Raw genomic sequence first — 13,249 nt, 5'->3', positions numbered from 1 at the left:
GGTCCCGGGCCCGGGGGCACGACGGCCCCCGGGCCCGGGCCAGGACTAGGGAATCACCGGCCGCGCCGCCGGTTCACTGGGTACGTCGTCCGGCAGCACGCCGGGTGCGTCCCCGAGGAAGGAACCCCATGACGACGACCGCCACCGAGGAGAGCCTGTGGGTCCGGTGCTTCCACCCGGCACCGGAGCGGCCCGTGCAGCTCGTCTGTTTCCCGCACGCGGGCGGTTCGGCCTCGTTCTGCTTCCCGGTCTCGGCGCAGCTGCAGACCACCGCGGAGGTGTTCGCCGTGCAGTACCCGGGCCGGCAGGACCGGCGCCGCGAGACCAGCCCCGGTGACCTGCACACCCGCGCCGACCGGGTGCACGGGGCGCTGCGGGACTCCTTGTCGGGCGACCGCCCGACGGTCTTCTTCGGCCACAGCATGGGTGCGACGCTGGCGTTCGAGGTCGCGCGGCGGCACGAGGCCGAGGGCGGCGGTATCGCCCACCTGTTCGCCTCGGGCCGGCGCGCACCGTCCCGCGTCCGCGACGAGCACGTGCACCGGCTGAGCGACGAGCAGGTCGTCGAGGAGCTGAAGCTCCTGGCGGGGACCGACACCGCGCTGCTCGGCGACGAGGAGATCCTGCGGATGATCCTGCCCGCCATCCGCAGCGACTACGAGGCGATCGAGACCTACCGCTGCGCGCCCGGGGCCACCGTGGCTGCGCCGCTGACCGTCCTGACCGGGGACAGCGACCCGAAGACCTCACGCGACGAGGCGGAGTCCTGGCGCGAGCACACGACCGGACCGTTCGACCTGCACGTCCGTCCGGGCGGGCACTTCTTCCTCGGCTCCGACGCCCCGGCGATCATCGCCATGCTGCGCGAGGTCCTCACCGCGCTGTCCTGATCCCGCAGGCTCCGGCACCGCCGTGTCGGGACCGCCGTGCCGACACCACTGTGCCGACACGCCGCGGCCGGTACACGGCACGGGCGGGGATCTCCTAGGCTCAAGATCGTCGCGTCGGGTCCGCCCGGCCGGGCCCGGTCGCTCGTGGAGGTAGCCCAGGATGTCCGATGCCACCGATCGCGGCGTGCGCCTGGTGGGTCGGGGGTCCGAGTCGGCGTGGCTGGCCTCGGCCGGTGCCGGTGCCGCCGCCGGGGCGCACGTCGTGCGGCTGCTCGTCGGCCCGCCCGGGATCGGCAAGTCGGCGCTGCTCGACCACCTCTGCGCCGAGGTCCCGGCGGGCGTGCGGACCGTGCGGGCGCGCGGCCGGGAACGGACCTGCGACATCTCGTTCGCGGTGGTCCGGGAGCTGTTCGGCGACCTCGTGGCCGACGCGGTCCCGGTCGACCCGGAGCTGTTCGAGGGCGGTGCCCGGTGGAGTGCCGCCGCGCTGGACGAGCCGTCGAGCGATCCCGGACCGGACAACCTGTACCCGGTGCTGCACGGCCTGTACTGGCTCACCGTGAACCTCACCGCCCGCGCCCCGCTGGTCCTGGTCGTCGACGACCTGCAGTGGTGCGACGACGCCTCGCTGGCCTTCCTCGGGTTCCTGCTGCGCCGGTCCGCGGGCCTCCCGCTCGCGGTGGTGCTCGCCTCGCGGACCGACGGAGCGGGGGCGCTGCCCGAACGGCTCGCCGAGATCCGCACCCAGGTCGGCGCGGCGGTGACCGAGGTGCGCCCGCTGGACCGTTCCGGTGTCGGACGGCTCGCCGCGGCCCGCGGTGCGGGCCCGACGGGCGCCGAGGCGCCGCAGGTGCCGTTCGTCGACGCGCTCACCGAGGCCTCCGGCGGGAACCCGCTGCTGGTCGAGCAGCTCGTCGCCGAGCTGGGCCCGGTGACCGGGGACGACGCGACCGAGCGGATCCACCGGCTCGGGCGCGAGGTCGTCGACGGCCTCGTCGAACGGCACGTGTTCGACGCCCCGTCCCACGTCCGCGCGGTGGCCGCCGCCGTCGCGGTCGTGGGGGCCGAGCAGACCACGGTGCTCGCGACCCTGTCGGGCGTACCCGCCGGGTCGGTGGTCGACGCGGTCGCGACGCTGGTCCGGACCGAGGTGTTCGCGCCGGACCGGTCGGACTACCGGCACGACCTGCTGCGCTCCGCGGTGCTGCGCGGACTCCCCGGCGACGAGCTCGACGACCTGCGACGGCGCGGCGCCCGGGTGCTGAGCGACGCGGGGCGCCCGGCCGAGGTGGTGGCGGCGGTCCTGCTCGTCCTGCCCGGCGCCGGCGAGCCGTGGATGGTCGACGTCCTGCTGGAGGCCGCCGCGGCCGCGGCGCACCGCGGCGCCCGGCCCGCCGTCGCCCGGTACCTGGAACCGGTGGTCGCGGCCAGGCCCGACGACGTGGGGGCGCGGATCCGGCTGGCCACGGCACTGGCCCAGCACGAGCCGGACCGCGCCGTGGCCCACCTGCGCGTCGCACTCGACCGGGCGGTGGACCTGCCCTCGCGGGCCCAGGCCGCCGTCGCACTGGCCATGACCTCGCTGGCGGTGCAGCAGGCCCCCCGCGCGGTGCGGGTGCTGCAGGACCTCCTGGACACGATGGACCGCGAGCTGCCGGCCGACCCCGGCCCCGAGGCGACCGAGCTGCGCACGCACGTGGAGGCCGCACTGCTGGTCGTCGGGCTCGACGAGAAGAAGACCGTGGCCGCGACGATCGACCGGATGGGGCGGATGGCGCGACCCGCCGGCCGCACCCCGGCCGAGCGGCAGAAGCTCGCGATGATGACGGTGACCCTGGCGATGGACGGCGACGACGCGGCCGCCGCCGTCGACCTCGCCCGCCGGGTCCTGCTGGTCGACGAGGCCACCCTCGGCGGCTGGGCGGTGCTGGCGTCGTCGCTGGTGCTGCGGCTGGCCGACGAGGTCGAGGAGTCGACGGCGGTGCTCGACCGGCTCGTCGCGCAGAGCCGCGAGCAGGCCTCGGCCTGGACCTACAGCCTCGCGGTGGGGACCCGCGCGACCAACCACGTCGTCGTCGGGGATCTCGCCGAGGGTGAGGCCGACGCCCGCACGGCGCTCGACATCGCCGAGCAGGAGGCGTGGCGGGGCAACACCGTGGTGCCGACGATCGCCCTGGCGAACGTGCGCCAGCAGCAGGGCGACCCGGAGGCCGCGCTCGAGCTGCTCGGCGGGATCGTCCGGCCACGGCTCGAGGACTTCGCCTGGGAGTACCACGACTACCTGATGGCGTTCGCGGGAGCGACCGCCGACGTCGGCGACGTCGACCGGGCCCTGGCGACCTACCGCCGCTGCGGGGACAGCCTCGAGGCGGCCGGCATCGCGAACCCGGTACTGGCGCCGTGGTGGGTGCACGCCGCCGTGCTGCTCGCCGACTCCGGCCGGGCGCACGAGGCGCACGGGATCGTCGAGGGGGGCGCCGACCGGGCCGCCCGGTGGGGGACCGGTCGCGGGCGGGGACTCGCGCTCCTGGCCCGCGGTGTGGTCACCGCGGGTCCGCGTGGGGAGGACATGCTGCGGGAGGCCGTCGCGGTGCTCGAGGGCTCTCCCGCCCGGACCGAGCTGATCCTGGCCCACCACCTCCTGGGCCGGGCGATGCTGGTGTCCGACCACGCCGAGGACGCCCGCGAGCAGCTGCGTCAGGCGGCGACCCTGGCCGCGCGGTGCGGTGCGCTGCGGGCGGCCCGGGTCGCCCGGGAGCTGCTCGTGCAGGCCGGCGGCCGGATGCGACCGCCCACCGGATCCCCGCTGGACCCGCTGACCGGTGCCGAACGCCGGGTGGTCGCACTCGCCGCCGAGGGCGCCCGCAACCGGGAGATCGCCGAGGCGCTGTTCGTCACCCTGCGCACCGTGGAGGTCCACCTCACCAGCGCGTTCCGCAAGCTCGGCGTCACCGACCGGGCCGCTCTCGCCGGTATCGTCGACGCCGCCAGGGCCGGCACCGCATGATCGACGGCGTGCTCCGGGAACGTGACGCCGCCTGCGCCGACCTCGACCGGGCCCTCGACGCGCTGGTGGCGGGGGGATCGCCGTTCGTCGCGGTGACCGGGGAGCCCGGCACGGGACGGTCGGCCCTGCTGCGCCGCGCCTGCGCCCGCGCCGCCGACCGCGGGGTACGGGTGCTGACCGCGCGGGCCGTGCCCGTCGAGACCGGGTACCCGCTCGCCACGGGGTACGGCCTCCTCGAGGGGCTCGACCCGGTACCCGCGCCACCCCGGACGGGGCCGGTGGGCGCGGAGGTCCTGCACGCGTGGTGCCGCGCCGTGCTCGACCTCGCCCGCACCGGCCCGGTGCTGCTGGTCGTCGACGACCTGCAGTGGGCCGACGAGGACACCGCACAGTGGCTGCAGATGCTGCTCCGGCGCCGCCGCGAGGCACCGGTCGGTCTGCTGGTCGCCCTGAACGGGACGCACGACGGTCTCGGCTGGGCCACCGCACCGACCGGCCCGTCGGACGTCGTGCTGCGGACCGGACCGCTGTCGCTCGCCGCGGTCCGGGAGGTGGTCACCGCCGGGTACCCGATGCCGCCCGACCGGGTGTTCGGCGTCCTCGCCCGGCGCAGCACCGGCGGCAACCCGGCGGTGCTGCAAGCGACCCTGGCCGGGCTCGACCGCGCGGTGCCCCCGACCGCGGCCGCCGTGCCGGAGCTGCTCCGCTGCGCGGCCACCGCCCGGCGTGACCACGTCTCCAGGGTGCTCGACGGGCTGCCCCCGCCCTGGTCGAGGCGCTCCGGGTGGCGGCGGTGTGCGGTTCCGAGCTGCAGCCGGTGCGCCGGCGGGTCGGCGGCACCGGACCGCCCCCCGGCGCCGGGACGCGTGCCGCGCTGTCCGCCACCGGCCTGGTCCGCGGCACCGACCACGAGCTGCCGGCCGATCCCACGGTGACCGAGGTCGTCCTGGCCGGCCTCGAGGCCGGCCGCCGACGTGCGCTGTTCGCCTCCGCCGCCGGTCTCGCGGCGCGGGCCGGGCTGCCCGAGGAACGCATCGCCCGCGCCCTGCTCGACGCCCCCGTGCTCGGCGAGCCCTGGGCGGCCGAGCTGCTGCACCGGGTCGCGGTCCGGCACCGGGCCGAGGACCGGCACGCCGCCGCCGCCGTCGCCGAGCGCGCGCTGCAGGAGCCGCTGCCGGACGCCCTGCGCGGGGCGCTGCTGGTGGAGCTGGCGCTGTCGCGCGCGCACACCGCGCCCGGTACGGCCGCGCGGGTGCTCTCCAGGATCACCCTCGACACCGACCCGGCGACGAGCCGGCACGGGGCCCGCGCGGTCGACCTGCTGCTGTCCGCCGGTGAGGTCGGCGCGGCCCGCCAGGCGCTCGACATCGCCGTCCGCCGATGTCCGGAGGACGCCCCGGGGCGGGCGGACCTGCTGTCGCTGTCCCGGCTGACCGACGACCTCGGCTTCGAGCAGCGGACCGTCCTGCGCGGGCCGGCCGCGGCGGTGACCGCCGCCCCCGACGACGACGGGCCGGTCGCCCGCGGGACCACCGCGTGGTCACTGGTCCTCCGCGGCCGTGACCGGGACCGCGCCACCCGGCTGGCCCGCGCCACGCTGGCCGGCCCGGTCGGGGCCGTCCCGGCGATACCGCAGGTGGTGGCGGCGCTCACCCTGGACGCCGTGGGCTTCGGCGGCGAGGCCGGTGACGCGATGCACCACCTCCTGCTCGAGATCACCCGCGAGCGCCCGGTGCCGCCCGCGGTCCTCGCGGTCTCGGCGCTGGTCGGGCTGCGGACGGGAGACCTCGACGGCGCACGGCGGGACCTGCGGGCCGCCGCCGACGCCCCGGTCTCCTCGGACGGGCCCGACCCGCTCGCCGGGGCCGCGCGGGTGCTGCTGCACCTGGCGGAGTCCGACCCGGACGCCGCGGACGCCGCGGCGTTCGGGCACCCCGCCGCCGGGGGAGTACGGCCGGGTGCGGCGTTGCTGGAGTACGCGCGGGGGCGTGTGCGGTCGGCGCAGGGCCGCCACCGCGACGCGGTCGAGCAGTACATGGGGTGCGGACGGCTCCTGCTGGACCGGGGGCGGGTGAACCCGGTCCTGGCACCGTGGCGGTCGGCGGCGGCGACGTCGCTGCTGGCCTGCGGCGCCCCGGCGGCCGCCCACCGGATGGCCGCCGACGAGCTCCGGCTCGCCCTCCGGTGGGGCGCGCCGGCCCCGGTCGCCGTGGCCGAGGCGGTCCTGGCCGGGCTGGACGCCGATCCCACCGTCGAGGAGCCGGGCGGGGACGGGGTGACCCGTGCTGCACGGCCGTGACCTGGAGCTGCGCACCCTGCGCGACGCCGTCGCCCGGGCCGCCGACGGGCGTGGCACGGCCGTCGTCGTCGGCGGCGGTGTCGGCACCGGCCGGACCGCACTGCTCGACGCGGTGGCGGTCGCGGCGGGCAGGGCCGGTCTGACGGTGCTGCGGGCCGCGTCGGCGCTCGTCGAGCGCGACTTCGAGTACGGCGTCGTCCGGCAGCTGTTCGACCCGCTCCTCGCCGCCGCGGGCGCGGACGCCCGCGGCCGGTGGCTGGCGGCGTCGGGCGGGAGCCTGCCCGCGGCGCTGGCGGTGGAGCCGCTCGACCGGCCGGAGCCGCACGACCAGCACGGCCGGGTGCGCGAGCTGCAGGCGCTGCTGGCGACGGTCGGCGCCGAGCGGCCGGTCCTGGTGCTGGTCGACGACCTCCAGTGGGCGGACACGGCGTCGCTGCAGTGGCTGAACCGGCTCGTCGCGCGGGTCGCGGAGCTGCCGGTGTCCTTCGTCGGCACCACCCTGCACGGCGATCCCGGGGCCGGACGGCCACCGGTGCGCGGCCTGGCCGCGGCCGCGGTACCGCTGCGCGCCCGGCCGCTGGGGCCCGCAGCGGTCCGCGGGGTGGTCGCCGGCCGCTTCGGCCGCGCGGGCGACCCGGAGTTCCTGCAGGTGTGCGAGGAGGTGTCGGGGGGGGTGTCTCTATGGGTTCGTCAAGCGGCGGCGAGTTCTGGATCGGGGTTGTTGACCGTGGGCGGGTTGTAGGGGCGGCGGTCGCGGAGCATGGCGTAGATGACGTCGGTGCGGCGTCGGGCGAGGCAGATCAGGGCGGCGTTGTGTCGTTTGCCGGCGGCTCGTTTGCGGTCGTAGTAGGCGCGGCTGGCGGGGTCGGCCAGGGCGGCGAATGCGGACAGGAACAGCGCGGATTTCAGGGCGTGGTTGCCGCGCTGGGATCGGGTTTCGCCTTTGATCGAGGTGCCGGAGCGGCGGGTGACTGGGGCGAGGCCGGCGTAAGCGGCGAGGTGCCCGGCGGTGGGGAACCCGGAGCCGTCGCCGACGATGGTGAGGATCTTGATGGCGGTCCTGACCCCGAGTCCGGGCATCGAGGTCAGGACCGGTCCAAGAGGGTGGGCCTCCAGGCGGGCTTCGAGCTCGTCGGCGAGCTGGTCGCGTTCGGTGTGGACCTGGCGCAGCTGCCCGGCGACGCCGGTGATGACACGGGCGAACGCGGCCGTGCCGGGAACGGTCAGGCTCTGGGCGTCGAGCGAGGTCAGGATCTGGGCGGGAAGGGTGCGGGCCAGTCGAGGCGACCGGGCCCGCATCGTCTCGGCGATCCCGTCAGCGCCGAGCTCTCGCAGGGCTTGCGGGGTGGGCGCGGCCGCGAGCAGGTCGAGCACGCCACCGCGGTCCAGGCGTGGCCCGAGCAGGCGTTCCAGGGCGGGATGAACATGCAGCAGGGCGTCGCGCAGCCGGTTCGTCAGCCGGGTGCTCTGCCCAGCCAGGTCATCGTCGTAACCGGCGAGCACAGTGAGTTCGGCGAGGGTCTCGTCGTCGGTGCCGACCCGGCGCAGGGTGTGCGGCATCGTCCGGGCGGCCTCGGCGATCACGTGGGCGTCGCGGGCGTCGGTCTTGGCCTGCCCGGGATGCAGGTCGGCGATGCGGCGCATCGCCAGCCCGGGCAGGTAGGCCACCGTGATCCCCAGATCACGAGCGACGGCGATGGCCAGCGCTCCGATCGAGGCGGGCTGGTCGATGACCATCAGCACCGCGCCGTGCTCGGCCAGCCCGGACAGCACGGTGCGCAGCGCCGATTCGTCGTTGGGCAGGGCCTTGTCGTGCACCCGCTTCCCGTTGGTGTCGACCGCGCAGGCGTGGTGTTCGGACTTGCCCACGTCCAGGCCGCAGAACACCGCGAACCCGGTCGGGTGCTGGTCAGGATCGGGCAACCGCCGCTCCCTTCTCGTCGCGGCAGGCCGACCACGAGCACCCGCGCCGGCAGCCACGTTACGAGCAGACCACACGGGTCAGGTCTCTATCAGCGGTCGTTGGCGCCCTCCGGCCACGGCGACAACACCCCCCAGATCATCGGGCGACAGGGGCAGTCAGTCATACCGCGGCCGGCGGCCTGCAAGCCCTCAGCGGGCTTGATCAAGAAGGTAACGGGGGGGGGTGCCGTCGGTGCTGCGGGCGGTGCTCGACGAGGTCGTCGCCGCCGGCGGCGGACCGGTCGCGGCGTGCGGCGCAGCGGTGCGGGCGGCCTGGCCCGCCGTCCTGCGGGAGCGGTTCGTCCGGTGCCTGCGCGCACAGGACGACGCGGCGCGCCGGTACCTGGGTGCCCTGGCGGTACTGGGGCCCGGCACCGACCCGGCGATCGTCGCGCGGCTGGCGGACCTGGACCCGCACGGGCTCCGTGCGGTCCAGGGGCAGCTGACCGACCAGGGCCTGCTCACCGACGACCACACCGGCTTCACCCACCCGCTGGTCCGGGACGTCGCCGCCGACCCCGCCGAGCGGGAACGGCTGCACCTGCGCGCGGCACGGCTGCTGCACGAGACCGGGCACCACGCCCGGCAGGTGGCCGCACACCTGCTCGCGGTCGCCGCCCCGCTCGACGGCTGGGCGGTCGAGGTCCTGCGGGCCGCGGCACACCAGACGGCCACCGCGCACCGCCCGGACGCGGCCGACGACCACGACACCGACCCGGTCGCGGTCCGGTACCTGCGCCGGGCGTTGCTCGACAGCGACGTCCGCGGCCACGAGCGCGGGGCCCTGCTGGTGGAGCTGGCCGCGGCGGAGCGGTTCACCGAGCCCGGCACCGCGGTCCGGCACGTGTCCCAGGCGCTGCCGCTGCTCGCCTCCCCGCAGGACCGGGCGGTCGCACTCACCCTGATCGACCCGTCGACGGTGCGGGAGGTACCGGCCCGGGTCCGGGAGGCGGTCCGTGCCGCCGACGCCGGAACGGACCCGGTCGCCGACGACGAGCGCGCGGTGGCCGTGCGGATCCGCGCCCGCGCCCGGCGCCTGGCCGAGCAGCACCCCGAGGGGCTGGCCCGGTCCTGTGCGCTGCTGCGCGAGGTCGTGGCCGCGCCGGACGGGTACCTCAGCACCGCGGCAGGCCGGGAGCTGGTCGGCGTGCTGCTGCACGCCGCGGCGCTGACCGGCGCGGTGCCGGCGGCCGACGTCGCCCATCTCGGCGAACGGCTGCTGCGGATCACACCGGCGCGTGAGGTGCGCCCCCCGCACGGCATCCCGCCCGGCGACGGGCCGCGCGGCCTGCTGGTGCTCGCACTCGTCGCCGCCGACCGGCCGCGGCCGCTGGAGGACTGGCTCGTCCCCGACCCGGCGTCGCCCGCAGCGGCCACCGCCGACGAGCTGGCACTGGTGCTGCTCGCCCGCGGACGTCCCGCCGAGGCCGCGGCGCTGCCCGGTGGGGTGCTGCGCGAGCGCGGGGTTCCGACGTCGGCCGCGTTCCACACCGCGCTGATCGCCGCGGCGATCGAGGCCGGGGCGCCGGCCCTCGGCCCGGAGCCCGCCGGGCGCCCGCCCGGCGGCGGTCTGGTCGCGCACGCGACCCACCAGCTCGTGCGCGCGGCCGGCGCACTGCGGGCCGACCGGCAGGACCTGGCGCTGGAGTGCCTCCTCGACTGCGGGCGTCACCTGGAGCACCTCGGCTGGTCCAACCCGGCCCTGTTCCCGTGGCGGAGCTGGGCGGCCCGGCTGCTGCGCCGGCGTGGTGCGACGGCGGCCGCGCTGGAGTGGGCCGACGAGGACCTGGCACTGGCGCGGGCGTGGGGCGCTCCCGCCGCGCTGGGGCGCGCCCTGCGGGTGCGGGGCGCGCTGGTCGGCGGGGCCGCGGGCGGGACCCAGCTGACGGAGGCGGTCGAGGTGCTCGGGGACTCGGCGGACACCGCCGCGCTGGGGCGGGCCGAGATCGCGCTGGGGCGACACCTCGCCGGGACGGGCGCGCCCGAGGGGGAGGAACTGCTGCGCCGCGGCCTGCGTCGCGTCGAGGAGGCCGGGGTCGGGGACCCGTACGGCGGGGCGCCGGCACCGGTACCGGCGGTCGAGCCGGGGGCCGGGGCCGCCGGCACCGGCGACGACGGGGAGGCGCCCGCGGGGCCGCTCGTGGTCGAGGGACTGACCGAGGCCGAGCGGCAGGTCGTGGACCGGGTGGTCGCCGGGGCGACCAACAAGATGATCGCCGAGGAGCTGGGCGTCAGCCGCCGGGCCGTGGAGAAGCGGCTGACCAGTGCCTACCGCAAGCTCGGGGTCAGCGGCCGCAGCGCGCTCCCGGGGGCCGGTCGAGCGCAGGCCCCGATGCCGGGCGTGCGGCACCGGGGCCGGGCCCCGTCAGGCGCGTCCGGTCCAGCTCGCGGGCGCCTGGTAGCCGCCCTGACCGGTCCAGCTCGCCGCGGGCCGGTAGCCGTCCGCGCCCGGCCAGGACGTGGCCCGGTGCCGCCGGGCAGGCGGGCCGGTCCGGGCCCGTCCGGCCAGGGCGCACAGCGCCACGGTCACCGCCGCCACCTCGGCCGGGGTCGGGTGGCCCCCGGTGATCAGGATCCGCGGCCCGGGGCCCGTCGCGGTGGTCACGTCGGGGGGTTGCCGTGCTTGCGGACCGGCAGCTCGGCGCGCTTGGCGCGCAGCATCGACAGCGCGTCGACGAGGACCGCGCGCGTGTCGGAGGGGTCGATCACGTCGTCGACCAGACCGGCCTCGGCGGCGTAGTAGGGGTGCATCAGGTCGTTGCGGTACTGCTTGATCCGTTGGGCGCGGGCGATCTCGGGGTCGGGCGCGGCGGCGATCTCGCGCCGGAAGACGACGTTGGCCGCGGCCTCGGCGCCCATCACGGCGATCTCGTTGGTCGGCCAGGCGAGCGAGAGGTCCGCCCCGATCGAGCGCGAGTCCATCACGATGTAGGCGCCGCCGTAGGCCTTGCGCAGGATGAGCTGGACCCGCGGGACGGTGGCGGCGCAGTAGGCGTAGAGCAGCTTGGCGCCGTGCCGGATGATCCCCCCGCGCTCCTGGTCGCCGCCGGGCAGGAAGCCCGGCACGTCGACCAGGGTGACCAGCGGGATGCTGAAGGAGTCGCAGGTGGAGACGAAGCGGGCGGCCTTCTCCGAGGCGTGGATGTCGAGTACCCCGGCCAGCGAGGCCGGCTGGTTCGCCACGATCCCGACCGTGTGCCCGTCGAGGCGGGCGAGGCCGCACACGATGTTGGTGGCCCAGTTCGCGTGCACCTCGAACAGGTCGCCGTCGTCGACCACCTCGGCGATCACGTCACGCATGTCGTAGGCGCGGGTGGTGTCGGCCGGGACGATGTCGAGCAGCGCGGGGGTGGTGCGGTCCGGCGGATCGGCCGTGGGCGCGACGGGCGGCTGCTCGCGGTTGTTCGACGGCAGCAGCGACACGAGGTGGCGCACGTCGGCGAAGCAGGACTCCTCGTCGTCGTAGACGAAGGCACCCGCCCCGGACTCGGTGGCGTGCACCTCGGCGCCGCCCAGCTCCTCGTGCGTGATCTCCTCACCGGTCACGGCGGACACGACGTCCGGTCCGGTGATGTACATCTGGGCGATGTCGCGGACCATGAACACGTAGTCGGTCAGGGCGGGGGAGTAGGTCGCGCCGCCGGCACACGGGCCGAGCATCACGCTGATCTGCGGGACGACACCGGAGGCCCGGACGTTGCGGCGGAAGATGCCGCCGTAGCCGGCCAGCGCCGTCACGCCCTCCTGGATCCGGGCGCCCGCGCCGTCGCTCAGGCTGATCAACGGCGCCCCGGCCGACTCGGCCAGGTCCATCACCTTGTGGATCTTGGTGGCGTGCGCCTCGCCGAGCGAACCGCCGAAGATCCGGAAGTCGTGGGCGTAGACGAACACGGTGCGGCCGTCGATGGTGCCCCAGCCGGTGACGACGCCGTCGGTGTGCGGACGGCGGTCCTCCAGCCCGAAACCGGTGGCGCGGTGCCTGCGGAACTGCTCGATCTCGCGGAAGCTGCCCTCGTCGAGCAACATCGCCAGGCGTTCGTGCACGGTCAGCTTGCCGCGGGCGTGCTGCTGCTCGGTCGCGGCGGTGGACGGGCCGGACCGGATCTGCTCACGGGCCGCGTGCAGCTCGGCCACCCGCGACCGCAGGTCCGCGGTCGTCCGGATGTCGTCGGTGGCGGTCATGTTCTCACCTTTCGCCTCGGGACGTCGTCGGGTCGAGCAGTCACTTCACGTGATCGGGCACGACCTGGGGCGGCCACGAACCCAGCTCGAAGAAGCCCATCGAGTAGGCCTTGGAGATCAGAGCCGGCCGGTTCTTGACCCGCATCTTCCGGAGCAGGGCGGTCACGTGGTACTCGACGCCGCCGCGGCTGAGGAACAGGGTGGAGGCCAGCTGCACGGTGGAGGCGCCGGAGGCGACCCCCTCCAGGATCTTGGCGTCCATGTCCGACAGGATCCGGCGCGGCCCGCTCCACGCCGCGGACGGCTCGGCGTCCCCGGTGCGCAGGACGACGACGACGCCCTCGACCCGGCCCGCGTTCCGCGCGATCGCGGTCGCCATCAGGTCACCCCGCAGCGACGAGTCGGCCCCGGCGATCGCGACCGACCGCTCCTGGAAACGGGGCTGCTGACCGTCCAGCAGCCGCTCCATCTGGTGTCGGACACGGGGCCGGATGCTCCCGTCCAGCAGATCGCAGAAGGCCGATCCGCACACGTCGCCGGAGCCGATGTCGCACATCCGGCGGAACATCTCCTGGTTCGCCGCGACGACGCGCAGGCCTCGGTCGAGCGATACCATGCAGGCACTGGTGGATTCCTGGGAAATGCGCTCGGCGGTGTCGCCTTCATAGGGCAGGACTCGCATCGAATAAGAGCGTCCGGCAGTAGAGGTGGCCGTGTGTCGGTGTTGGTAGAGACACGGACCTGCAAGTGATCATGGGATTGCTGATGTCCTGATGGTCGCCTGGAGAGTCCGTGCCTCTACCTGCAACGACACCCCCACGACCTCATTTACCGGGCGCTCTAACTCCCCGAAGTTCAACGGAACACGCTGTTCCGGGAGCGGACCGGACAGTAACCGATTCGACCGTA

At 76.0% G+C, this 13,249-nt stretch carries 9 protein-coding genes and 1 pseudogene; 6 read left to right on the top strand and 4 right to left on the bottom strand.

Features of this window, described 5'->3' with window-relative positions; all coding sequences use genetic code 11:
• The first annotated feature begins 128 nt into the window (after positions 1 to 128).
• The 5 genes from KPF47_RS23570 (at position 129) to KPF47_RS23550 (ending at position 6,938) form a co-directional block, all read left to right on the top strand.
• The gene (locus tag KPF47_RS23570; RefSeq protein WP_224390998.1) at positions 129 to 890 is read left to right on the top strand and encodes a thioesterase II family protein; all 762 of its coding nucleotides are present in this window, start codon (positions 129 to 131) and stop codon (positions 888 to 890) included.
• A 184-nt stretch (positions 891 to 1,074) separates the two neighbouring features.
• Complete coding sequence (locus tag KPF47_RS23565; RefSeq protein ID WP_224390997.1) at positions 1,075 to 3,897, top strand: LuxR family transcriptional regulator; 2,823 nt, start codon at positions 1,075 to 1,077, stop codon at positions 3,895 to 3,897.
• 8 nt (positions 3,898 to 3,905) lie between these two features.
• Positions 3,906 to 4,832, top strand: a complete 927-nt coding sequence (locus tag KPF47_RS23560; protein ID WP_224390996.1) for an ATP-binding protein — start codon at positions 3,906 to 3,908, stop codon at positions 4,830 to 4,832.
• On the top strand, positions 4,715 to 6,196 hold the full coding sequence (locus KPF47_RS23555) for a hypothetical protein (RefSeq protein ID WP_224390995.1): 1,482 nt from the start codon (positions 4,715 to 4,717) through the stop codon (positions 6,194 to 6,196). Before KPF47_RS23560 ends, KPF47_RS23555 begins: the two co-directional genes overlap by 118 nt.
• Complete coding sequence (locus tag KPF47_RS23550; protein WP_224390994.1) at positions 6,180 to 6,938, top strand: AAA family ATPase; 759 nt, start codon at positions 6,180 to 6,182, stop codon at positions 6,936 to 6,938. Before KPF47_RS23555 ends, KPF47_RS23550 begins: the two co-directional genes overlap by 17 nt.
• Here KPF47_RS23550 and KPF47_RS23545 read toward each other — a convergent pair.
• Entirely contained in the window at positions 6,887 to 8,119 is a 1,233-nt protein-coding gene (locus KPF47_RS23545; protein ID WP_224386690.1) for an IS110 family transposase, read from the bottom strand. The two genes, KPF47_RS23550 and KPF47_RS23545, sit on opposite strands and share 52 nt — an antisense overlap.
• Positions 8,120 to 8,342: 223 nt before the next feature.
• Between KPF47_RS23545 and KPF47_RS39080 the strand changes: the two are divergent.
• Positions 8,343 to 10,448: pseudogene (locus tag KPF47_RS39080) on the top strand (LuxR C-terminal-related transcriptional regulator); the annotation flags it as partial.
• A gap of 75 nt (positions 10,449 to 10,523) precedes the next feature.
• On the opposite strand, the gene KPF47_RS41060 reads toward KPF47_RS39080, so the two are convergent.
• The 3 genes from KPF47_RS41060 to KPF47_RS23525 all read right to left on the bottom strand — a co-directional run bounded on the left by KPF47_RS41060 (position 10,524) and on the right by KPF47_RS23525 (position 13,022).
• The gene (locus KPF47_RS41060) at positions 10,524 to 10,682 is read right to left on the bottom strand and encodes a hypothetical protein (RefSeq protein ID WP_374108893.1); all 159 of its coding nucleotides are present in this window, start codon (positions 10,680 to 10,682) and stop codon (positions 10,524 to 10,526) included.
• 77 nt (positions 10,683 to 10,759) lie between these two features.
• Positions 10,760 to 12,340, bottom strand: coding sequence for an acyl-CoA carboxylase subunit beta (locus KPF47_RS23530; RefSeq protein ID WP_224388466.1), 1,581 nt, complete (start codon positions 12,338 to 12,340; stop codon positions 10,760 to 10,762).
• Between the two features lie 40 nt (positions 12,341 to 12,380).
• Positions 12,381 to 13,022, bottom strand: a complete 642-nt coding sequence (locus tag KPF47_RS23525; RefSeq protein ID WP_224388464.1) for a PAS and helix-turn-helix domain-containing protein — start codon at positions 13,020 to 13,022, stop codon at positions 12,381 to 12,383.
• Between the last annotated feature and the right edge of the window lie 227 nt (positions 13,023 to 13,249).

The sequence above is a fragment of the Pseudonocardia sp. ICBG1293 genome (genome assembly GCF_020131355.1).
GTDB lineage: Bacteria > Actinomycetota > Actinomycetes > Mycobacteriales > Pseudonocardiaceae > Pseudonocardia.
Note: the sequence above shows the minus strand (reverse complement) of the source record. Positions and strands in the feature narration are given on the sequence as shown.